The sequence below is a fragment of the Enhydrobacter sp. genome (assembly GCF_030246845.1).
Lineage (GTDB): Bacteria > Pseudomonadota > Alphaproteobacteria > Reyranellales > Reyranellaceae > Reyranella.
In genome coordinates this window covers 732711-754773 of record NZ_CP126889.1, presented here as the reverse complement: position 1 = coordinate 754773, position 22063 = coordinate 732711, and the positions used below count along the sequence as shown (strand labels likewise).

Genomic DNA, 22063 nt, shown 5'->3' with positions numbered 1-22063 from the left:
CAGCCGGCACATACAATATGCAGTCGGACCGAATGGGGTCGACTGGCTGTCGCGCAACTCTGGAACGCCGCCGGGCCGTCTTTGTCGGTGTGGCCCGCAACTGCGAGCGGCACCTCGATGAAGTCCTGAAAAATCTCGAACGGCTGGGCGCGCTGTACGAGCGAGTCTCGTTTGTTTTCGTTGTCAGCGATTCGCAGGACGGCACGGCTTCCATTCTCGGAAGGTGGCTGGCAAGTGGACATCGCGGCCGGGTGGTCGACGCCGGCAATCTCGAAGGACATCTGCCGCTCCGGACTCAGCGGCTGGCCCATGTCCGCAATATCTGCATGGAGCAGATAAGCGAGGGTGAGGAGGCGACCTACGATCATCTGATCGTTGTCGATCTCGACGATGTCCTGTCCGCGCCAATTTCGGTAAACGCCTTCGCCAAGGCGGCGCGCTGGCTCGATGGCACTTCGATGCGGGGCGGCGTGTTTGCCAACGGAAGACCTCGCTACTACGACATCTGGGCATTGCGACACGACATGTGGTGCCCGCGTGATTGCTGGCATCAGATCTGGTTTCGCGACCCAGGCCAGGACGAGCGCGACCTGAAGGCTCGGGAAGTGTTCGCCCGCATGATCAGGATACCGCTCTGGTTTCCGCCGATCGGCGTCCTGTCCGCCTTTGGCGGCATTGGAATCTACAAGCTCAGGCTGGCCACGACCGCCCGCTATGTCGGCCTCGATGAGCAGGGGCGCGAAACCTGTGAGCATGTCGCCTTCAACGCGGCGGTGCGGCAAGCGGGAGGGCGGCTCTATATCTTTCCTGCATTGATCGCGTGGAGCCCCTCCGAACACATCGATCAGCTTGCCGCCCTCCCGCGACGATTGCGCCTCCTCGTCATCTGGCGACGGCTGGTGATGACGGTTCGTTGCTGGCTGGCTGCATCCAGCCGGGAAGCCACTTCGTTGCCCTCAGCCCCACGATCCGGAATGACGTAGGGGCGGCGCCCGAGGCAAAGTTCCGGAAGACGAGCTGGCGCACTCGGTCGGCCGGAGCCGGAACCACGAGGCGCTGGACGCCCGTCATGGCCGGCGCATAGCGTTCGGCATCGTCCAGCACCTGGTGATTCTCGTCGATCCAGGCGACGCCTACTTTGCCCGCGATCACCTCGACGGATATCTCGGCGGCGACGCGGCTGCCGGCGGGAAGCCGCTGTGCCTTTCCGGCGTCGATGCCCACCAGGACCGCGTAGCAATAGGGTCGGACAGGCGTGTCGATCCGCTTGCCCCGGAGGGACCGCAGCTTCGGATTGCGGCGCGGCCTGTTGCCTCCGATGGCCGTGCCTTCGTCCACATGAACGCCGGCGAAGAATGTGCGCGGCAGGAGCGTGCTTTTGGTCCTGCGCTTCACGGCGGCGGCGCGCACCGCCTGTTCGTCGGGCCGTACGTCGCTGACGACCCTGCGCAGGACCGTGCCGATGTCATCGCCACGATATGCGGCGGCCGCCTCCGCCGCCCGGGCGGACAGGTCGGGCAGGCGCCCGAGGGCGTCAAGAATGGCTCGCGCTATGCCGGTGCCGCTGCGCTCGGCGATTTCGACACCCCATCCATCGTCGAAGGCAGGTTGGGCAAAGGCGCAGCCGCGGGTCGCGACGATCGGGATGCCCATGTCGCGTGCTTCGTTGAAGAGACCGGAGCCGCGGGTCTCGTAGATCGCGCGATCGTAGGGCAGCAGGAGAATGTCGGCCTCGTGGAGCCGGGACAAATAATCCGATGCCGTCAGGACCTCGCTGCTGGTGACGACGGCTGGCCCCATGCTGGACAAGGCGTCGAACACGGCGGCGCCGCCTTCCGTGTCGGCGTTCCTGAACGTGCCGTGGACGAAGAAGTCGGCGCGGCCTCCTGCGCTGAGAACGCGTTCGATCGCCTCGGGAAGGAGGTGATAGCCCTTCGCCTCGTTGGCATGGCCGAGTATGACGATCCTCGGAGTCGGCCTTCTTCCCCGGCGGCTCTCCCGGCCGGCAGTCCCCGCGAGGTTGGGGCATGGCGCCACGCCGACATCCAGCCCGATGAGTTCCCGGTAGGCGGCCGACAAGGCCGGCGTTTCACAGACGACCGAGATCTTTCGATCGTCGCCGATCGCCTTCCTCAGTACAGAGAACGCTTCCCTGTACTCGACCTCTGCCGGCACGGGGTTGTCCGTCGGGCCGAATTGATTGGGCGCGAACAGGAGCCATATCAGCAGATGCGGGGCCGGTATGGGCGAGGGCTGTCCGTAGTATTCGGCGACGGCCCGAATCTGGACCGCATCGCAACAGTGCAGGACGAGCAGGTCGGGCGGCCGCGCCTGGTCGTTCAATGCCAGCGAAAGCTGGTCCCTCATCGCTCCGACATGCGCCAGGAACTCGGCATGCGAATGGCTGGAGCGCCACCACAGGCCCTTGGTCGGGAGGACCGGCGCCGCAAGCTTCCGGATGGCCGCATCGGCGGTGAGCGAGGCGAGACATGTATGGTCCACATCGAGCTTCGACAGCTCCGCCTTCAGCCTGAGCAGCGCCGAGTAGTTGTGGCCTCCTTCCATGAGCAAGGCGGGATCGATGACCACGGCGCGGAGCCCTTCATCGGCAGATCGAACGGCATGGCGCCTGGCGCTTCGGGGAAATGGTCGAAACGCCGCCATCGCCGCCAGCACCCGCTTGCGAAGAGGGATGTGGCTGGACGGGCGCCAGATCTCGATCCCCGGATAGACAGGCGGACTGCCACCGTGGCCGGCGCCCTCGGATGAAAGAGGGGCCTCCTGCCGGTCCATCGGGCTATCCGCCCGAACGATCGGACGGGTCTTTCGGCATTCTCGAACCGGCCAGCCGCGAGACTCTGTCGCCAACGGCAGCCAGCAGCCGTTTCAGCGAGATCGAGCTTTCGGGGTGGAGCGCCTTCTGCAACGTCGCCTCGGCCTGCGAATAGTGAAAATCCCCGAAGGCGGCGCGCAGCGTCCCGGCTTTTTGACGAAGAACCGTCTCGATCAATTGCAGGACGGAATCGCGGATCGGCTTCCAGGATCTCGTCGACGAGTTGTACGTTCCGCCGAGTATGGCTCCGTTGGAGTACTGGTTCCTTCCGTGCATGCGGTAGTCGTACAACGGTTCATGGATCGCGATCACGCCCGTCAGAAGCCACGCGAAGGTGGAGAGATAGAAGTCGAGACCGAAGCGAAGATCGTCGTCGGACGGTGTCAGGACGAGATCGACGAAACTGCGACGGATCATCATGCCCGTCATGCTGTTGGTGGCGGCGTCGATCGACCATTGGCCCAGCAGGGTCGTCGACTTGTTGCTCGGATAGGTCAACTTGCCTGTCTTGGGCTCGATCGTCGGAATGTGCGAAGGATCGATGGGTCTGTCCCGGGGCTCGTAGCTGTAGTCGAACCACCAGGCCGTTCCGGCGGCGAGATGCCCGGAAACATCGACGATGTGCGAATCGCAGAACGTCAGGGCGACCGGGAAGTCGGCGTTCATGTGGGCTGCCACATGTCGGGCGACGAACTCCTCGTGCAGGATGTCGTCGGCGTCCAGGAAGCATACCAGCGGCGTATCCAGCTCGGCGAGACCACGCCGGATGGCACCCGTCTGTCCGAGATTGGAAGCGAGCTGGATGTAGCGGAACCTTTCGTCGCCGAGATCGGTAAGATACCGGCGGATGATCGCATCGGAGTCGTCGGTAGATGCATCGTCAACGACGACGACCTGGATGTCGCGAACCGTCTGACGGGCCGCGGAGGCCATCGCGTCCTTGACGAAATCCGCGTTGTTGTAGTTGGCGATGACTATTCCGACAGGAGGAGCGACAGGCACTCGATGCACCGGCTTCGGACCGTATGGATTGCCAAAAGAACCCAAACGCTCGGCAGACGACAAGCTCGCCCGGGAACGAGCGACCACTACACTAATCGGCGTTGGAGGCGCAACCATTTTTGTGCAAGGATACTTGACGGGCCGCGTCTGATCAGCGAAGGAAGCGCAACCGCTGGTTTATCGATGGGCTTGAGCAGAACTGGCGCAGGTGTTTCAGTTCCATGGATGCTATGCTCAACCGGATGATGTCGGTCAGCCAGGAGGAGCCGCTGTGGCGGCGCGTTCTTCCAAATGCGCCTGGAGTGGTTGGCTTCGAGTCGCTTCCGTTGGCGTCCATCGTCGTCACCGCCTACAACTACGAACGGTTCATCGATTCCTGCCTGCGGTCGGTGGCATCCCAGACCTACAGCAAGTTCGAATGCATTGTCGTGGACGACGCTTCGACCGACAGGACGGGCGACTGCATCAACCGCACGCTCAAGGCTTTTGGCGACGAGCGTTTCCGGTACATCCGCAATCCGGTCAATGTCGGGCAGCTCGCCAGCCAGGCGACGGCTTTGCAGTATTGTCGCGGGGCCTTCGTCGTCTTCCTGGACGCCGACGATATGCTGGCGCCGGCTTTCCTCGAACGACATATTTTCGCCCAGGTGAGCGGCCGCTATCCGACCGGTCTTTCGGTCTCCGACCAGTTCACGATCGACGAGGATGGCGCGATCCATTCGGGCACCCGCCTCAATCGCGATGCGCTTGCCGACGTGAAGACGGCGAAGATGCTGGAAATCTCGGCGGGCCAGCATGCGCCGGCGCTGAATGCGATGTTCTTGCCGTGGAAGGATGCGGCAACGCACACTTCCTACTGCTGGTTCTGGCAAAGCCAAAGTGCGCTGGTTTTTCGTCGCTCCGTGCTCGATCTCATCATGCCGGCGCCCGACGACTGCGGCGGCTTCAGGATATGCGCCGATGCCTATCTGGCCCGGTTTGCGCATCTTCTTTCGAATTCGCTGATCCTGCTCGAGCCGTTGGGCTGCTATCGACAGCATTCGGCCAACAATTTCTCCGGGCCTTCCTTCATGTCGATCGATCAGCAGGGCGGCGACATGAAAGTGCATCCGCCGCATTCGGCCTATGTCGACCTCGTTCGGGCGACGATCAAGAAGCGGCAGAAGCTCTTCGACGCCCGGGTCGGCGACTACCAGCTCGCGCAAATTCTGGCCGCGGTCGGCGATCACTCCGATGAAACCTCGATCCTGGTGCGGAAGGGCTGGCGGCTTTCCCGGTCCCGGCAGTAGGCGATAGAAGGCGCCCGGTCCGTCAGTCCGTCTTCAGGTCCATGGGCTCGTGTGCGGGCTCGGGGATGCGGCCGTCGGCCGAGAGGAGGATGGCGACGGGACGCGTGGTCTCGAAATGCGCTAGCACGATCAGCAGCACGACCATGATCGGCACGCACAGGAACATGCCGACGACCCCCCAGATCGTGCCCCACACCATCAGCGACACGATCACGACAAGCGGCGAGAGGTTGAGCGAGCGGCCCATGATCGCAGGCTCGATCACGTTCGCCGTCACGATCTGGATCGTGCCGATCACGATCAGCACGATCAGGAAGGGCGTCAGGTGGTCGAACTGCACCAGCGTGAGCAGCGCCGGCGCGACGATGGCGAGGATCGAGCCGACGGTCGGGATGTAATAGAGGAAGAACACCATGACCGCCCAGAAGCCGGCGAAGTCCACGCCGACCCAGCGCATCACGGCGTAGGCGAGGCTGGAGGTGACGATGGCGAGCGCCGTCTTGATGCGGAGGTAGATGCGGATGTCGCGGTCGATCTGCTCCAGCACCGAGCGCAGGCGCGCACGCTGGGCGCGGGCACCGAAGATCAGTCCCAGCTTGCGGCTGAAGTGGACCTGCTCGACGAACAGGAAGCCGGTGTAGATCAGGACGATGCCCGCCACGCTCACCACCGTGGCGGCGGCGCGTGCCACGCCACCCACGGTTTCGGTGATGCTCAGACGGTCGAGCAGCTCGGCAAGGGTGGGGGCCTGTTCCATGCCGACCCATCGCATGGCCTGGTCGAGCAGGTTCTGCAGGCGGCCCTCGTAGGCTGGCGCAGCATCGGCGACGGCGGTGATGTTATGGCCGATCGTCTGGCCGATCACGCTCACGATGCCGCCCATGATCAGGACGGCGATCACGAGGGCGAGCGGCCGCGGGACGTGGAGCCGGCCGAGCCGCGGCCGTTCGATCGCGTCGGCCATGGCATCGACCATGTACCAGAGGGCCACTGCCAGCACGAACGGCAGCAGGAGGCCGCGACCGGCCACCAGAAGATACATCGTGGCCGCGATCACGACGGCCCACAGGGCGGCACGCAGCAAGGTCATGCCGCCACTATAGGCGGGTTGCGTCGCCGGGAGGAGCGGCGGGTGGAGCACTCGACGATCGGTATGGCTGGATCAGTGGAAATCGCGTGACGCAATCCGGATCGTCGGCCGGTCGAGCACGATCCGGCTGCGGTCGTAGGGCTTCTTTCGCGCCGGCGGGCCCTTGCCGCTGCGATGACGCGTGGCGTTGGCTTCCGGAACCGGCACCCGGGGATCGGGCCGGTCGGCGCGCACGGCATCGTTGCGGGCCATGATCAGACGGAAGTTCTCGTCTATGTCGGCGATGCGGTCGAGCTCGGACGACCAGTCCCACAGCCGCTCGGCAACCAGGTGGATCACCAGCCCCTCGCGCTGCACATGGCCCGATGCCGCGAGCAGGCGCGCGCCCATGACGATGCGGCGATGCGCCTCGAAGACCTTGGGCCAGACCACGAGATTGGCGATGCCGCATTCGTCCTCGAGGGTGACGAACACCACGCCCGAGGCGGTGCCCGGCCGCTGCCGCACCAGCACCAGGCCGGCAAGGGTGAAGCGGTCGTCGTTCCTGGAATCGAGCAGCACGTCGGTGCGCGAGACGCGCCGTTCCGACAGCATCGGTCGCAACAATGCCAGCGGATGGGACCGCAGCGACATCGAGATCGCGGCGTAGTCGTCCACGACCTGCTCGCCGAGCGTGAGCGCCGGCAGGCTGACGGCGGGCTCGGGATCACGCTCGGCGGGGCGGGCCTCGAGCAGCGGCAGCGGTGCATCGGAGAAGGCCCGCACCGCCCACAGGACATCGCGCCGCGAGAGTCCCATCGACGCGAAGGCATCGGCCCGCGCCAGCGCCAGGATCTGTCGTTTGGTGAGACCGCCGCGCCGCCACAGGTCGGCCGGATCGCGATAGGGTGTGGTGCGGCGTTCGACCATGCGTCTCATGTCGGCTTCGGCGAGTCCCGTGACCTGGCGGAAACCCAGCCGCAGCGCGCAGCGCGGGCCGTCGGACTTCTCCAGCGTGCAGTCCCAGTCGCTGGCATTCACGTCGGGCGGCCTCACCTCGACATTGTGTTGTCGTGCGTCGCGCACGAGCTGGGCCGGGGCGTAGAAGCCCATCGGTTGCGCATTGAGGAGTGCAGCGGCAAAGGCTTCGGGGAAGTGATATTTCACCCACGAAGAGACATAGACCAGGATCGCGAAGCTAGCGGCATGGCTTTCGGGGAAGCCGTATTCGCCGAAGCCCTCGATCTGCCTGAAGCAGCGTTGGGCGAACTCCCTTTCGTATTCATTGGCGACCATGCCGTCGATGAACTCGTCCTTGAGCTTGTGGATCGTACCGGAGTGCCGGAACGTCGCCATGGCGCGTCTGAGCTTGTCGGCCTTGGCCGGGCTGAAGCCTGCCGCGACGATCGCCATCTGCATCGCCTGCTCCTGGAAGAGCGGCACGCCCAGCGTCCTTTTGAGGACGCTCTCGAGCTCGGGCTTGGGGTAGGTGACGCTTTTGGGGTTGGCGCGGTTCTTCAGATAGGGATGCACCATGCCGCCCTGGATGGGACCGGGCCGCACGATCGCCACCTCCACCACGAGATCGTAATAAGTCTCGGGCCTGAGCCGCGGCAGCATCGACATCTGGGCCCGGCTCTCGACCTGGAAGACGCCGATCGAATCGGCCTTGCCCAGCATCTCGTAGACCCTGGAGTCGGTCGTCGGCATGTCGAGTGACGGACGCTCGCCATAATGCCGCTCGATCAGGTCGAAGCTTTTGCGCAGGGCCGTCAGCATGCCGAGCGCCAGCACGTCGACCTTGTAGATCTTCAGTGCATCGAGATCGTCCTTGTCCCATTCGACGACGGTGCGGTCCTCCATCGCCGCGTTCTGGATCGGCACCAGCTCGTCGAGGCGGCCGTCGGTCAGCACGAAGCCGCCGACATGCTGCGAGAGATGGCGTGGAAAGCCGCACAGCGTCGCCGACAGCTCGAGCGCCAGGGCGAGTCGTGGATCGTGCGGATCGAGGCCCGCTTCCCGGACATGCCCTGCTTTGACTCCACCCGATCCCACGCCCCAGACCGTGTCGGCCATCACGCCCAGCACGTCGGGCGAAAGACCGAGTGCCTTGCCGACATCGCGAATGGCGCTGCGGCTCCTGTAGGAGATCACCGTGGCGGCGAGGGCGGCGCGGTCGCGGCTCTTGCGCGCGTAGATCCACTGGATGATCTCCTCGCGCCGCTCGTGCTCGAAATCGACATCGATGTCGGGGGGTTCGTTGCGCTCGTTGGAAAGGAAGCGTTCGAACAGCACCTCGGTTTTGTCGGGATCCACCGAGGTGATGCCGAGGCAGTAGCAGACGGCGGAGTTGGCCGCCGAGCCGCGGCCCTGGCAGAGGATGCCGCGGTTGCGGGCCTCCTTCACGATCTCGTGGACGGTCAGGAAGTAAGGCGCGATCCCCTTGCTCTGGACGAGCTCGAACTCGCGCTGGAGGATATTGGTTATCTTGTCCGGAATTTTCCCTGGATACCGCTGCGCCGCTCCCTCCCAGGTGAGGCGCATGAGCTTCTGCATCGGCGTCTCGCCGCCCTCGTAGACGACGGGATATTGATAGGTGAGCTGATCGAGCGAGAAGCGGCAGCGCTCGACGATCTTCTGGATGTGTTCGATGGCATGCGGATACCTCTTGAAGAGGCGTTCCATCTCCCCGGCCGCCTTCAGGTGCCGCTCGGCCGAGGCGAAGCGGCGGAAGCCCAGCTCGTCGACCGTGCAGTTGAGACGGATCGCGGTGACGACGTCCTGCAGGGCGCGTCGGTCGGGAATGTGATAGTGCACGTCGTTGGTGGCGACCAGGCGCACCTTCATCCGGGCCGCGAGATTGTCGAGAGCGGCGAGGCGGCGGGCATCGTCGCCGCGGAACAGCATATTGGCGGCGAGATAGCAGCGGTTGCCGAACAGCCGGGCCAGCCGGCGCAGCTTGTCATGAAAGACGGGATCGTCGATGCGGCGAGGCGGCAGGACGATGGCGAGCAGGCCTTCGGCATGCTCGGCGAGATCGTCGAAGGCGAGATCGCATTCGCCTTTCGCCGCCCGACGATTGCCGACCGTCAGGAGGCGCGACAGCCGCTTGTAGCCTTCGAGGTCGAGGGGATAGGCGAGCAGCGAATAGCCGTCGCGCGTTTCGAGGCGCGCGCCAACCAGGAGCTTGATCTGCTCATTTTCGGGCGCCGGATGCTCCTCGTAGTATTCCTTGATCGCCGAGTAGGCGCGCACCACGCCCGCCAGCGTGTTGCGGTCGGTGATGCCGATGGCGTTGTGGCCGAGCTCGATCGCCCGCCAGACGAGCTCGCCCGGATGCGAGCCGCCACGCAGGAAGCTGTAGTTGGTGGTGACCTGCAGCTCGGCGTAGCGCATGGCTTCAGCAGGAAGATTGCGCCACTGGAGTGGCGCTCATGTGGTGCGGTGAGAGCAAACACATCACGCACAAAACCCGTGCAGGAACCACTTGACGGCATTGTGCGGGCCGTCGCGGAACAGCCAGAAGCGGCCGCCGTCATCGTCCTCGACGCGGTAATAGTCGCGTGCCGCCGGTATCGAGTTGGCGGGGGCATATTTGCCGTTCGAGCGCGGCCGCCACCATTCGTCGGCCAGCCGTTCCGGCCCCTCGACGCGCACGATGCGATGGGCATGACGGCGCCACTGGAACTGCCGCGGCGGATCGTCGGGCAGGAGCGCCGTGACGCTGACCGGCTCGGGCCGCTGCAGGAGCCGCGTCGGCCGCGCACCCTTCATCGAGGCGAGGCGCGCCCAGGCGCCCTCGGGCGCCGGCCTGGCGGAAATCGGCGCCGTCACCTGCACGCGCTCCGGCAGATGGCTGTGGCGCGGGACGAGACGCACGACATTCTCCGCGCCCAGCCGCAGCGCCAGCCGGTCGGCGAGATCGATCGTGCCGTCGTCACTGCCGCCGGGAATGGCATCGGTGCCCGTGTCGGGCAGGGACTCCTGGGCGCCGGTCCATTCCTCGACTTCCGGCGCGGCCAGGATCATCAGCTCGACGCCGAAGCCGGGATCGAGCTCGCCGAGCTTCTCCTCGAAAAGCTTCATGAGCCTGGGATTGTCGCGATTGGGCCGGCTGGTGCCGATTCCCGTGCGATCCACCGAGCCGTCGACGCGATAGAGCGCGATCTCGAGCTTGCGCGCGCCGACGCCCGCCTGCTCGAGCTGCTTGCAGAGGGCGGCCAGCAGCCGGCTGGTCGCGGCAGCAATATCTTCTGGCCGGCCGATCGGCTCGGCGAAGGCGAGGCGCGTGCGGAAGGCGGGCGGCACGCGACGCGGCTCGATCGGTTCGTCGACGCGGCCCAGCGCCTGGTCGAGTCGCATGAGCGGCTGATCGCCGAAGCGGCGCGCCAGCGGCGCCCGCGGCAGAGGGTAGAGATCGCCGATGCGGCGCAGGCCGAGCTTCAGGAAGGTTTCCAGGATCGGCGTGGCGAGCCGCAGCCCGTCGACCGGCAGGGAGGCCAGCGCCTCGCGCTGGCCGTGGCGTGGGCAAAAAAGATCGGCCTGGCGTTCGGCATAGCGCGCCAGCGCCCAGGCCGCGCCGGCCGTATCGGCCATGGCGGCGCGGCAGGTGAAGTCGTGGCGCGCCAGGCGCTCGACGAGATCGGCCAGCAAAGCGCGTTCGCCCGTCTCGTCCTTGCCGAAAAGGTGGCCGCAGCCGGTGACGTCGAGCAGCAGGCCGGCATCGCCGCCGAAGCCGCCGGCGCTGCAGGCTTCGATGCGGCCCTCCGAATCGGGCTCGGCGACCGCGGCTCCCAGCGGATCGAGCGCGACCCAGGGCGTGTAGCGGTCGCACCAGTTGGCGATGGCTTCGAGCAGGCGGTGATCGGCCTCCGGCTCGACTCCCGTCGTGACGAGGTCGGGGACCAGCGTGCGGGCATCGGCAAGCCGCATATGCGGCCGCAGGCCGGCGGCACGGGCATGGGCATTGAGGGCCGCGAGCCGCGGACAGCCTTCGAGCCAGATGACCGTGGCGGCGGCCCTAGCCGACCAGTTTCTGGCGGTCTGGGCCTGTCCAGGCGACTCCGGCCGCAGGCGGGCCAGCCGATCCGTGGCGAGCTTGGGGAACCACAGCGAGATGATGCGTTTCATCGTTCCACTCCAGGAGCCAGGACGGCATTTCCTCGGTCGAGGGGAGGCCGAAGCGGTTGCGCCTGAGCTCGACGCACCAACGCGCGACGCCGAAGTCGGCGAGACCCGGTGTCGTCGAGGCCGAAACCGCGGAAGCGACCCGCCAGCGCGTCGTGCAGACGCTTTGCGGGGGCGCCGGCTGGGGGCGCAGCAGGAAGGCGGGCACGCCGTTCTTTTCCGCCGCGAGCGAGAGCCGGCGGCCGGCCGTGGGATCGGCAGCCCGCGTCTCGCCCAGCACAGCAGCAATGCCGGACGCACGCAGCCCTTCCTCCATCGCCCAGAAGAGATCCTCCTCGCGCCGGGTGGTGATCATCAGCAACCGCGCCGGATCGAACCAGGCGGAAAGGGCCGGGGCGTAGGGCGGAGCGTCGAAGGCACTCAGAGGCTGGCGACACCAGAGGATCGTGCCCGATCCGAAACGACCAATGAGATAGGCGGCAAAGCCCAGGGCCGCGCCGTCATGAGGCGCGACGCGGCCGGAAGGGGTGGGGCCTGCCTCGATCTCATGCAGGGCGCCAGCCAGCAGCCCACCTTCCGGCAGCAGGGCATCGATGGCCGCGACCCCGACCGGAACGGCCATCCGACCGGCTCTCTGGGCACTATGGGCACGCTCAAGCCGGCGGACCTGTTCGCGCAAGGGCGGCGGGACCTTTCCCTGCGCCAGGTTGGCGGCAGGGGGAGCAAGGGCATTCGGGGAAATGACGGGCATTGCCCCCTCGGGTCGTTTTTCCACTGGTTGAGGTAATATGTTCCTCTTTTGTTCTAGTCACCTTCCTTTGAAGAGTCAACGGGGGTCCGCGGACCTTTCGGACTGGCATACTCCCTGCCCCTGGCCTGAAAGTTCCTTCACCTCGACGCCTGCGGGAGGCTCTCCATGACCCCGAAGCTTTCCTGTGCCGCCCTGATCGCCGCCGCTGTCGCCCTGCTGGCAGGTCCCGCCTTGGCGCGCTGTTCCAAGAACCTGGTCGAGGAATTCGGTCCGCGCCTGCAACGCGCCTCGTTCGACGACGGCCTGCGGCTCACGGAAGGCCCGTCGCCCAACCGTGCCATCATCACCTTCCTCGGCCATGCCAGCTACCAGATCGACACGCCGCAGGGCGTGCGCGCCATCACCGACTACAACGGCGTCAACGGCTTCGGCCGCCATCCCGACATCGCCACCATGAACAACGCCCACGGCACGCATTTCACCGACGAGCCGGAAGAGGGCATCACCTACGTCCTGCGCGGCTGGCCGCAGGAAGGCGAGACGGAGGCCCGGCACGACGTCACGCTGAAGGACATGCGGGTCTGGAACGTGCCGACCAATGCGCGGGACTGGTCGGGCGGTGTGCGGATCAACGGCAACTCGATCTTCATCTTCGCGGTCGGCGATCTCTGCATCGCCCATCTCGGCCATCTGCACCAGCGTCTGACGCCCGAGCATCTCGAGGCGCTGGGTCGCATCGACGTCCTGATGGTGCCGATCGACGGCGCCTACACGATGGGCGTGCCGCTGATGGTCGATGTCGTGAAGCAGATCGATCCCAGGATCGTGCTTCCCATGCACTACTGGGGCCGCTCGCAGCTCGATCGCTTCGTGACCCTGCTGGCGCCGCTGGAGCCCGTCTTCGTGTGGCCGGACAAGCACACGATCGAGGTCGCGAAGGAGGAGCTGCCGGAGAAGCTCACCGTCATCGCCGTCGGCGGCGACGGCGGCGGCTGAGGCCGCTAAAGCTCGCTGGCGACGAACTGGCTGAATTCGGCGGTCTTCGGGCCTCCGAACAGCTCGGCCGTCGGCCCGCTCTCCCACACCTTGCCCTTGTGCATGAACACGACAAGGTCGGCGACGCGCCGCGCGAAGCCCATCTCGTGCGTGACCGTGATCATCGTCATGCCGCGGCGGGCCAGATCCTCCATCACGGCCAGAACCTCGGCCGTGAGCTCGGGATCGAGCGCCGAGGTCACCTCGTCGAACAGCATGACCTGGGGCGACAGCGCAAGCGAACGGGCGATGGCGACGCGCTGCTGCTGACCTCCCGAGAGTTGCTCGGGATAGGCCGCGATCTTGTCGGTCAGTCCAACCAGGGACAGCACCTCCGCGGCCCGCTTCCTCGCCTCCTCGCGCTTCTGTTTCTTCACCAGGGTGAGCGCGAGCGTGATGTTCCGCTCGACCGTGAGATGGGGAAAGAGATTGTAGCTCTGGAACACCATGCCGACGTCGCGGCGCAGTTGCGCGCGCGCCGCGCTGCCGGGCCGGCCGACATCGTGGCCGCACACCGTGATCGTGCCACCCTGGATGCTTTCGAGGCCGGCGATGCAGCGCAGCAGCGTGCTCTTGCCCGAGCCGCTGCGGCCCACGATCGCCGCGACCTGACCGCGCGCCACCGCGAAGCCGACGCCGTCCAGCACGCGCAGCGGCCCGAATTCCTTGACGACGCCGTCGATGCGGACGATGGCTTCATCTGCCGGCATGGGCCCTCCTCTCGAGCGCGCGTGCGGCGAGCGACAGGGGGTAGCACAGCGCGAAATAGATGGCGGCGACGACGGAAAAGATCGCGAAGGGCTCGAAGGTCGAATTGTTGACGATCTGGCCGGCGCGCGCGAGCTCGACGAAGCCGATCACCGAGGCGAGCGAGGTGTTCTTCACGATCTGCACCATGAAGCCCACGGTGGGCGGGATCGCAAGCCGCACCGCCTGCGGCAGGATCACGTAGGCATATTGCTGGAAGCGGCTGAGACCGAGGCAATCGGACGCCTCCCACTGCGTCCTCGGCACCGCCTCGATGCAGCCCCGCCAGATCTCGCCCAGGAAGGCGCCGGCATAGATCGTGAACGAGAGGCCGGCCGCCACCAGCGGGTCGAGCTTGTAGCCCAGGATGCCGAGCCCGAAATAGGAAAGGAACAGCACGATCAGAAGCGGCGTTCCCTGGATCACCTGGATATAGCCGCTGGCGAGCGCGCGCAGGACGGCGATCCGCGACACGCGCAGGAGGGCGAGCACGAGCCCGACCACCGCGCCGCCGACGAAGGCGATCAGCGACAACAGCACCGTCCATTCGGCCGCCTGGACGAGGTAGAGGATGTGATTGGCGTTGAGCTTGATCATAGCGCCGTGCCCAGCCTGCGCTTGCGCGCGAATAGCGCGAGGCCGATCAGCCAGAAGGCGAGGCGGTAGAGTGCCGACAGGGCGAGATAGACCAGTGCGACGATGATATAGACCTCGAAACTGCGGTAGGTGTCGGACTGCACGCGGTTCGCGGTCGCCGTGAGCTCCTCGGCCGAGATCGTGGAGGTGATGGAGGAGGCCAGCATCAGCAGCACGAACTGGCTCGACAGGGCGGGATAGACCCGCTCCATCGCCGGCAGCAGCACGACATGGAGGATGGTCTGCAGCCGCGTGAGGCCGAGGCAATCGGCGGCCTCGAGCTGCGTGCGCTGGATCGACTGGATGCCGGCGCGCATGATCTCCGTCGTGTAGGCCCCCATGTTCACGACCAGCGCGATCACCGCCGACACTTCGGCCGACAGCTTGAGGCCGAGGCTGGAGAGGCCGAAATAGACGATGAAGATCTGGATCAGGAGCGGCGTATTGCGGATCAGCTCGACATAGAGGCCGACGGCACGACGCAGAAACGTTCCGCCATAGACGCGGGCCAGGGCGCAGACCGTGCCGACCGCGAGGCCGAGCGCGATCGACACGACGGTGAGCTGGACCGTGAGCCAGGCCCCGGCGACGAAGTCGGGCCATCTCTCCGTCAGGAAGGAGAAATCGAGCTGATAGGACATGCCGGCGGCGCCGGAGCTAGTCGCCGGCCTTGAGGAGCTGGTCGACCGGAATGTCGATGCCGTGATATTTCTTGTAGATGGCGCCGAGCTGGCCGTTCTGCAGGTTGGCCTTCACCCAGTCGTTCACCCAGGCCTTGAGCCGCGGCTCGTTCTTGCGGATGCCGACCGCCAGATAGAAGGTCCGCATGGTGATCTTGGGCTCGACGGTGCGCGCCGGATTCTTGCGGCTGATCGCCGGCAGCAGAGAACGCGCGGTGGCCAGGATGTCGATCTGGCCGGAGGCCACGGCGAGCGCCATCGTCGCGTCGTCCTCGTAGCGCACGAGCTGTGCGCCCTTGGCGTCGCGTGCGAGATCGGTGTCCTGCGTCGTGCCGCGGACGACCGCGACCCGCTTGCCATCGAGATCGGCCATCCTGGCGAGGTGGATCGACTTCAGCGCCGCCACCACGGAAGGGTGATCGGCATAGGGCAGCGAGAAGTCGATGACCTTGGCACGGTCGGGCGTGATCGAGAGCGTCGAGATCACCAGATCGGCCTTGTTGGTCAGCAGCATCGGGATGCGCGTCGGGCCGGTGGTGGTGACGATCTCGAGCTCGACGCCGAGATCCTTCGCCAGCAGACGGGCCGTATCGACGTCAGAGCCGGTCGCCTGCATCTTGTCGTCGGTCATGCCGAACGGCGGGATCGCAAGGTCGATGGCGATCCTGACCTTGCCGGCCTTCTTGATGTCGTCGAGCGTATCGGCATGGGCGGCGGCAAAGGCGCATCCGAAAGCGAGCGCCGCCCCGGCCAGCACACGCAGGAGATCACGGACCGTCATTGGCTCACCTCCTGCTTCAGGATCAGGTCGGGCAGGTCGTCGCCGAAGTATTTCTTGTTCAGGGCGTTGAGCCGGCCGTTCTTGATGTTGGCGACGATCCACTTGTTGACCTCGTCGAGCAGCCGCTTCTCGCCCTTCCTCACGCCGATCGCGAGCTTGAAGTTGTCGAGCACGAACTTCATCTCGACCTGGCGCGCGGGGTTCTTCTTGTCGATCTGCGGCACGATCATCTCGGCGGTGGAGAAGATGTCGACCTGTCCGCTCAGGAAGGCCTGCGCCTCGGTGGCGTCGTCCTCGTAGCGCACCAGCTTCATGCCCTTGGGGCCCTCCTTGGTGAGCTGCGTGTCGTGCGTCGTGCCGCGCACCGTGGCGACGGTCTTGCCGTCGAGGTCGGCCAGGCTCTTGACGTTGACGCTCTTGGGCGCGGCAATGACGGTGCGCAGCACCGCATAGCCCAGCGAGAAATCGATCACCTTCGCGCGCTCGGCCGTGTAGGACAGGCTCGAGATCACCAGGTCGGCCTTGCCGGTCTGCAGCGACGGGATGCGCGATGCGCCGGTGGTCGGCACATGCTCGAACTGGAGGCCCCAGTCCTTGGCCAGCGCCTGCGCCGTCTCGACATCGAGGCCGGTCGGCTGCAGCTTCTCGTCGGTCATGCCGTAAGGCGGCACGCCGAGATCGATGGCGATCCGGATCTTGCCCGCCTTCCTGATGTCGTCGAGCTCGTCGGCGCAGGCCATGTGGCCAATGCCGACCACCGCCAGCAGGGCAATCGCCATGCCCGTCATCGTTCTTTTCATCGTCTCCTCCGTTCCTTGTCGATCGGCTATCGTTCCTTGTCCATCTCGGCGAGCTTGGCGACGCGGCGACGGAATTCCTCGGAGGTCGAGAACTTCGCCCCGAGGTAGGCCGCGATCAGGTCCTTCGCGAGCCATGGACCGACGATCTGCGCGCCGATGCACATGACATTCACGTCGTCATGCTCCACGCACTGATGGGCCGAATGCACGTCGTGGCACACGGCCGCGCGGATGCCCTTCATCTTGTTGGCGCCGATCGAGGCGCCGACTCCGGTACCGCACACCATCAGTCCGCGCTCGGCCGTGCCCGACGTGATGGCGGCCGCCACCTTGCGCGCGATGTCGGGGAAATCGACCGGCTGCGGATCGAATGAGCCGACATCCAGCACCTCGTGGCCGAGCCCTGTCAGGAACGCCAGCAACTCCGCCTTCATGGGAAAGCCGGCATGGTCGGAGCCGACGACGATCTTCATGGATGCTTCCTTTTGGGTTCGTAGGCGGAGATGAGGTTGCGGCGGCGCAGATCGTCGCCGATGGCGAAGTGGCCGCGCAGGCTGCGCTCGGCGGCATCCGGATCGCGGCGCGCGAGCGACAGGAAAACCTCGCGATGGGCGTCGACGAGGCCCGAGGTGATGGCAGGTTCCCTGAAGGTCTCGCGCCGGCGCTCGATATGCGAGCGCATGAGAAGAGGCGAAATCGCCTCGTAGACCTTCATCAGCGACGGGCTGCCGCTGGATCGCACGATCGCCAAATGGAAGGCGTAGTCGGCCTCGCCTCCTTTGTCCGGATTGTCGAGCGACCCCACCAGCAGATCGAGCTTGCCGGCGATCGCCTGCAGATCCCGTTCGCTTGCGCGCTCGCAGGCAAGGCGGATGGCCTGGCATTCGATGGCGATCCGCGCCTGCAGCACGTCGTCGAGGATGTCGGGCTCGGGAGCGAGGCAAAGGGTGAGGGCTTGCCCCAGCACCGAAGCGTCGGCGCTGCGCACGAAAGTGCCGCGCCCGTGCTGGATGTCCACCAGCCCCAGCATCGCGAGCGACCGCAGGGCCTCGCGCAGAACGGGACGGCTGACATTGAGCGCCAGCGCCAGCTCGCGCTCGGCCAGCAGCCGGTCTCCGGCCTTCAGATCACCCGCGAGCAGCCGGTCACGGAAAAAGGTGAAGACCCGCGCCGCGCCGCTTTGGCTTTCCTCGGACCCGGGCCGTGTTATTTCGAGCATTGGAATTAGGTAAAGCCGTGGTCTGACCACCTTAGATGGCCTGAGGGCGAGATCAAGCCCGCCGTTCCTGGCAGCTATCGCGCCTGCTCGAAGCCCGAGAGGAACTGTACGAGGTTGCGGCCGAGATCGTCGCTCAAGTAGCCGCCTTCCTGCACGAGAAGCGTGGGCAGGCCGAGCGCCGCGATCTTCCCGGCCATTGCATGGAAGCCGGCGCCGGTGACCTTCAATCCCTGCAGGGGGTCGCTCTCGCTGGCGTCGAGGCCGAGCGCAATCACCAGCGCCGTCGGCGCGAACTCCCGGATCCGCTGCAGGGCTGCATCACCGGCGGCGAGCCATGGACCGTCGCCGGAGCCCACCGGCTGCGGCAGGTTGAGGTTGAAACCGTGCCCCGCGCCGGCACCGGTCTCATGGGCATGGCCCCAGAAGTAGGGGTAGTAGTTGGCCGGGTCGGCGTGGATCGAGACGGTGAGCACGTCCGGCCGGTCGTAGAAGATCCCCTGCGTGCCATTGCCGTGATGGACATCGACATCGAGGATCGCCACGCGCTCGTGCCGGCCGCGCAGGCGCCGGGCGGCGATCGCCGTGTTGTTCAGGAAGCAGAAGCCGCCCGCCATGTCGGCGTAGGCATGATGGCCCGGCGGCCGGCAGAGCGCATAGGCCTCACGGAAGCCGTCGAGCACGAGGTCGGCGGCCGTGGCCGCGACCTCGCTCGAGGCGAGGGCAGCGTCCCAGGTGCCGGGCCCGATCGGGCAGGCGAGATCGGCCTGGTGCCAGCCGGCGCGACCGGCGAGCGCCTTCGGGTAGGTCGCGGCGTAGCGGGCCGGATGGACGTTGGGGATCACCTCGGTCGAGGCGTTGGGGAGCCTCGCCCACTCGCGCGCGGCGACCTGCAGGAAATCGAGATAGTCGGGGGTGTGGACGGCCGCGGCCGGTCCGGCGCCGTAGACCTTGGCGCCGACGATCTCGTGTCCGGCATCCTTTGCGGCCGCCAGCAGGCGCGTGGCGCGCTCGGGCTGCTCGGCGCTGCGCTGCTTCACGCCGCGCACGAAGAAGGTCTGCGGATCGTGGACGGCGTGCTTGTCGGAATAGACGATCTTCATGCTGTACCAATGGCCCTGGCATCCTCGAGGGCGGCGATCTCGGAATCGCTATAGCCCACTTCGCGCATGATCTCGACCGTGTGCTCACCCACGGCCGGCGCCTTGCGGCGCGTCTCGACCGGCGCATCGGAGAGCTTCAGCGGGTTGTTGGCCGATCGCACCGGGCCGAGGCCGGGATAGTCGATATCCAGCACGCTGCCGCGTGCCTCGGTATGGGCGTTCCGCAGGACGTCGCTCACCTTGTAGGCGGCGGAGCAGGCCATGCCGGCCGGGATCAGCTTGTCCAGGAGCTCATCGGCCGTGTGCTCGAGGAAATGCGCCTCGATCATCGCTTCGAGGATCGAGCGATGGGCGACGCGGTCGGCGTTGGTGGCGAAGCGCCTGTCCTCGAGCCAGTCCTTGCGGCCGAGCGCGGTGCAGAGGATGCGCCAGAAGGCGTCGTTGGTGCCGGCGATGAAGATGGGCTGGGTGCGGGTCGGGAACACGCGCAGGGGACAGATCAGCGAATTCGAGGTGCCCATGCGCTCGGGATCCTCGCCGGTGAGGCCATGGTTGGTGATCCAGTGGCTCATCATGTGCATGCCGACATCGAACAGCGACAGGTCGAGCCGCTGGCCCTTGCCGGTCTTGTGGCGAGCCAGCAGCGCGAAGGCGATGCCGGCGGCGCAGAACGAGCCGGTGCAGTAATCGATGGGCGCGGTGCCGACGCGGCACATCTCGCCCTGGTAGGGGCCGGTCGCGTCCATCAGCCCGATCTCGGCCTGGATGCAGGGATCGTATCCGGCGCGGTGGGAATAGGGGCCGGTCTGGCCGTAGCCCGAGATCGAGGCATAGACGAGCCGGGGATTCTCCTTCGAGACGACGTCCCAGCCGAAGCCCAGCTTGTCGATCACGCCGGGAGTGAAGGCCTCCATGAAGACGTCGGCCTTGCGCACCAGCCGCATCAGCACCTCGCGGCCGCCCGGCGTGCGCAGGTCGAGAGCGAGCCCGCGCTTGTTGCGGTTCATCGACGGCACCCAGGCGCCACCGAAATGCGGCCGGAAGTGCTCGCCCTGCAGCGGCTCGACCTTGATCACGTCGGCGCCCATGTCGCCCAGAATCTGGCCGGCGGTGGGGCCCGCGATCACCTGCGTGAGGTCGAGGACGAGCGTATCGGTGAGCGGCAGCATGCGGCAGAGATCCTCCTGCCGGCACCCTTGCAAGCGAACGCGCGAAAGCTCAAGCGCTGCGTTTCGCAGACTGGCGTTTATTTCGCGCGCGGCTATGTTCGTCGGCCCGATTTTTCTGGATAGCGCGGATGACAATCGAGAAGCCGATGTCCTTGCCACGATGAGCTGGACGAAATCCGATCTGATCGCCGTCGCGACCGCCGCGCTGGTCGCGACGGTGGCCGGTGTGGGCGGCACGCTGCCGGTCGTGCTTGCGGCGGCGCAGGCCGTCGGCGCGACGCCGGCCGAAGCGAGCTCGTGGGTCTCGGGACTCGGCCTCGCCACGGCGTCGAGCGCGCTTGCGCTCAGCATTCGCTATCGCATGCCGATCATCACCGCATGGTCGACGCCGGGCGCCGCCCTGATCGCCTCGACGGCCGGCGTGCCGGGCTTTCGCGCGGCAATCGGCGCCTTCGTCGCGTCGGCGGTGCTGATCCTGCTGACGGCCGCAATTCGCCCGCTCGGCCGATTGATCGAGCGGATTCCGGCCAGCATCGCGGCAGCGATGCTGGGGGGCATCCTGCTGCACCTCGTCGTGGCGATGTTCGAGCAGGTGCCGCACCAGCCGCTCCTGGTCCTGTCGATGATCGCGCTCTTCCTGGTCTCCCGGGTCCTGCTGCCCACCTTCGCGTCGCTGATCGTGCTGGTCGCCGGCGCGGCGCTCGCCTGGGCGCTCGGCCTGGTGCGGCCCATTCCCGCGCTCGGCTTGTCGACGCTCATCGTCCAGGAACCGAGCTGGGACGTCGCGACGATGATCGGGCTCGGCGCGCCACTCTATCTGGTGACGATGGCGTCGCAGAACCTGCCGGGCTTCGCCGTGCTGCGTGCCTCCGGTTACCGGCCGCCGCCCCAGCCCGTGCTCGCAGTGACCAGTATGGTTTCGCTCGGTACCGCATTCGTGGGCGCGCATACCTCGAACCTCGCCGCCATCTCGGCCGCGTTGTGCACCGGTCCCGATGCCCATCCCGATCCGGCCAGGCGATGGATGGCCGGCCCCTTCTATGCGCTGTGGTGGGGAATGATCGCCTTGTTCGGCGCCTCGCTGGTCGGGCTGTTCGCGGCCTTGCCGCCGGCACTGCTGGCGACGGTGGCCGGCACGGCACTGCTGGGCTCGACGGCAAGCGCCATGGGCGCAGCACTCTCGGCCGACCAGGATCGTCTCGCCGCCGCCGGCACGCTCGCCGTCACCGTTTCCGGCGTCACCCTGATGGGTGTCGGATCCGCCTTCTGGGGCCTCGTCCTCGGTCTCGTGATCCTCGCGCTCGATCGCCTGTTGGAGAGACACAGGTAGACGGATGACTGCCGGGAAAGCGGGCACCGTAGGGCTCGGAAGGGAGCCGCAGGCCGTTACAGAGAAAGCTGATCGTGTGGTAATAGCCCACGAGCGCGATGGCCTCGAGGATCTGCGCCTCGTCGAAATGAGCCGCCACGGAGTGCCACGTCTCGTCGCCGATCGTGTGGCGATCGACCAGATCATCCACCAGCGCCACCAAGGCCTGCTCGGCCATCGACCAGCACGCGGCATCTGAGCCGCCGGTCACCGTGGCCACAATCTCCGCCGTGCCAAGCCCCGCCCGCTTGGCAAAGAGCGCGACATGGACGCCCCATTCGTATTCGCAGCCGAGGCGCGCCGTCGTCCGGTCGATCACCAGCTCGCGCTGGCGCAGGCTGAGCGCACCCTTGTCGAGCAGGCCTCCGGCAAACATCCTGGCGAAGATGCGCGGATTGCGCGCCATGGTACGGAACAGCACCAGAGGCTCGAGGCCGGCCGGCATGATGCGGTTCA

At 66.4% G+C, this 22063-nt stretch carries 20 protein-coding genes; 4 read left to right on the top strand and 16 right to left on the bottom strand.

The features are described from left to right. Nucleotides 1-32: 32 nt before the first annotated feature. On the top strand, nt 33-983 hold the full coding sequence (locus OJF58_RS03950; protein WP_300781776.1) for a glycosyltransferase family A protein: 951 nt from the start codon (nt 33-35) through the stop codon (nt 981-983). Here the strand turns inward: OJF58_RS03950 and OJF58_RS03945 are convergent. Together OJF58_RS03945 and OJF58_RS03940 are read right to left on the bottom strand one after the other, a co-directional pair. Further along, on the bottom strand, nt 883-2793 hold the full coding sequence (locus OJF58_RS03945; RefSeq protein ID WP_300781775.1) for a hypothetical protein: 1911 nt from the start codon (nt 2791-2793) through the stop codon (nt 883-885). The two genes, OJF58_RS03950 and OJF58_RS03945, sit on opposite strands and share 101 nt — an antisense overlap. 4 nt (nt 2794-2797) lie before the next feature. After that, a complete protein-coding gene (locus OJF58_RS03940; protein WP_300781773.1) occupies nt 2798-3898 on the bottom strand; it encodes a glycosyltransferase in 1101 nt (366 codons plus the stop codon). Between the two features lie 263 nt (nt 3899-4161). Between OJF58_RS03940 and OJF58_RS03935 the strand changes: the two genes are divergently transcribed. After that, nucleotides 4162-5124 carry a glycosyltransferase family 2 protein gene (locus OJF58_RS03935; protein ID WP_300781771.1) on the top strand — a complete coding sequence of 321 codons (963 nt, stop codon included), beginning with the start codon at nt 4162-4164 and terminating at the stop codon, nt 5122-5124. A 22-nt stretch (nt 5125-5146) separates the two neighbouring features. Here the strand turns inward: OJF58_RS03935 and OJF58_RS03930 are convergent, their stop codons facing one another. From OJF58_RS03930 to OJF58_RS03915, 4 genes are all read right to left on the bottom strand, one after another. Then, entirely contained in the window at nt 5147-6214 is a 1068-nt protein-coding gene (locus OJF58_RS03930) for an AI-2E family transporter (protein WP_300781770.1), read from the bottom strand. A gap of 72 nt (nt 6215-6286) precedes the next feature. Then, on the bottom strand, nt 6287-9589 hold the full coding sequence (locus OJF58_RS03925; RefSeq protein WP_300781769.1) for an error-prone DNA polymerase: 3303 nt from the start codon (nt 9587-9589) through the stop codon (nt 6287-6289). A 63-nt stretch (nt 9590-9652) separates the two neighbouring features. After that, nucleotides 9653-11323 (bottom strand): DNA polymerase Y family protein, encoded by a 1671-nt coding sequence (locus tag OJF58_RS03920; protein ID WP_300781768.1) that lies wholly within the window; start codon nt 11321-11323, stop codon nt 9653-9655. Further along, the gene (locus tag OJF58_RS03915) at nt 11214-11942 is read right to left on the bottom strand and encodes a damage-inducible mutagenesis protein (protein ID WP_300781767.1); all 729 of its coding nucleotides are present in this window, start codon (nt 11940-11942) and stop codon (nt 11214-11216) included. Before OJF58_RS03915 ends, OJF58_RS03920 begins: the two co-directional genes overlap by 110 nt. Before the next feature lie 294 nt (nt 11943-12236). On the opposite strand from OJF58_RS03915, the gene OJF58_RS03910 reads away from it, so the two are divergent. Continuing rightward, nucleotides 12237-13067 (top strand): MBL fold metallo-hydrolase, encoded by an 831-nt coding sequence (locus OJF58_RS03910; protein ID WP_300781766.1) that lies wholly within the window; start codon nt 12237-12239, stop codon nt 13065-13067. A 5-nt stretch (nt 13068-13072) separates the two neighbouring features. On the opposite strand, the gene OJF58_RS03905 is transcribed toward OJF58_RS03910, so the two are convergent. The 9 genes from OJF58_RS03905 to OJF58_RS03865 all read right to left on the bottom strand — a co-directional run bounded on the left by OJF58_RS03905 (nt 13073) and on the right by OJF58_RS03865 (nt 20238). Next, on the bottom strand, nt 13073-13816 hold the full coding sequence (locus OJF58_RS03905; protein ID WP_300781765.1) for an amino acid ABC transporter ATP-binding protein: 744 nt from the start codon (nt 13814-13816) through the stop codon (nt 13073-13075). Next, a complete protein-coding gene (locus OJF58_RS03900) occupies nt 13803-14450 on the bottom strand; it encodes an amino acid ABC transporter permease (RefSeq protein WP_300781764.1) in 648 nt (215 codons plus the stop codon). Before OJF58_RS03900 ends, OJF58_RS03905 begins: the two co-directional genes overlap by 14 nt. Continuing rightward, on the bottom strand, nt 14447-15130 hold the full coding sequence (locus OJF58_RS03895) for an amino acid ABC transporter permease (RefSeq protein WP_300781762.1): 684 nt from the start codon (nt 15128-15130) through the stop codon (nt 14447-14449). Before OJF58_RS03895 ends, OJF58_RS03900 begins: the two co-directional genes overlap by 4 nt. Nucleotides 15131-15146: 16 nt before the next feature. Beyond that, nucleotides 15147-15950 (bottom strand): transporter substrate-binding domain-containing protein, encoded by an 804-nt coding sequence (locus OJF58_RS03890; RefSeq protein WP_300781761.1) that lies wholly within the window; start codon nt 15948-15950, stop codon nt 15147-15149. Next, nucleotides 15947-16750 (bottom strand): transporter substrate-binding domain-containing protein, encoded by an 804-nt coding sequence (locus OJF58_RS03885; protein ID WP_300781760.1) that lies wholly within the window; start codon nt 16748-16750, stop codon nt 15947-15949. The genes OJF58_RS03890 and OJF58_RS03885 overlap by 4 nt, the downstream gene beginning before the upstream one ends. A 26-nt stretch (nt 16751-16776) precedes the next feature. Continuing rightward, a complete protein-coding gene (rpiB, locus tag OJF58_RS03880) occupies nt 16777-17223 on the bottom strand; it encodes a ribose 5-phosphate isomerase B (RefSeq protein ID WP_300781758.1) in 447 nt (148 codons plus the stop codon). Then, a complete protein-coding gene (locus tag OJF58_RS03875) occupies nt 17220-17969 on the bottom strand; it encodes a FadR/GntR family transcriptional regulator (protein WP_300781757.1) in 750 nt (249 codons plus the stop codon). The genes rpiB and OJF58_RS03875 overlap by 4 nt, the downstream gene beginning before the upstream one ends. Before the next feature lie 74 nt (nt 17970-18043). Continuing rightward, a complete protein-coding gene (locus OJF58_RS03870) occupies nt 18044-19069 on the bottom strand; it encodes a histone deacetylase family protein (protein WP_300781756.1) in 1026 nt (341 codons plus the stop codon). Next, a complete protein-coding gene (locus OJF58_RS03865; protein ID WP_300781755.1) occupies nt 19066-20238 on the bottom strand; it encodes a CaiB/BaiF CoA-transferase family protein in 1173 nt (390 codons plus the stop codon). Before OJF58_RS03865 ends, OJF58_RS03870 begins: the two co-directional genes overlap by 4 nt. A gap of 160 nt (nt 20239-20398) precedes the next feature. Between OJF58_RS03865 and OJF58_RS03860 the strand changes: the two genes are divergently transcribed. After that, nucleotides 20399-21568, top strand: coding sequence for a benzoate/H(+) symporter BenE family transporter (locus OJF58_RS03860; RefSeq protein ID WP_300781753.1), 1170 nt, complete (start codon nt 20399-20401; stop codon nt 21566-21568). Here the strand turns inward: OJF58_RS03860 and OJF58_RS03855 are convergent. Then, nucleotides 21477-22052, bottom strand: coding sequence for a carboxymuconolactone decarboxylase family protein (locus tag OJF58_RS03855; protein ID WP_366526815.1), 576 nt, complete (start codon nt 22050-22052; stop codon nt 21477-21479). The genes OJF58_RS03860 and OJF58_RS03855 overlap by 92 nt on opposite strands. Between the last annotated feature and the right edge of the window lie 11 nt (nt 22053-22063).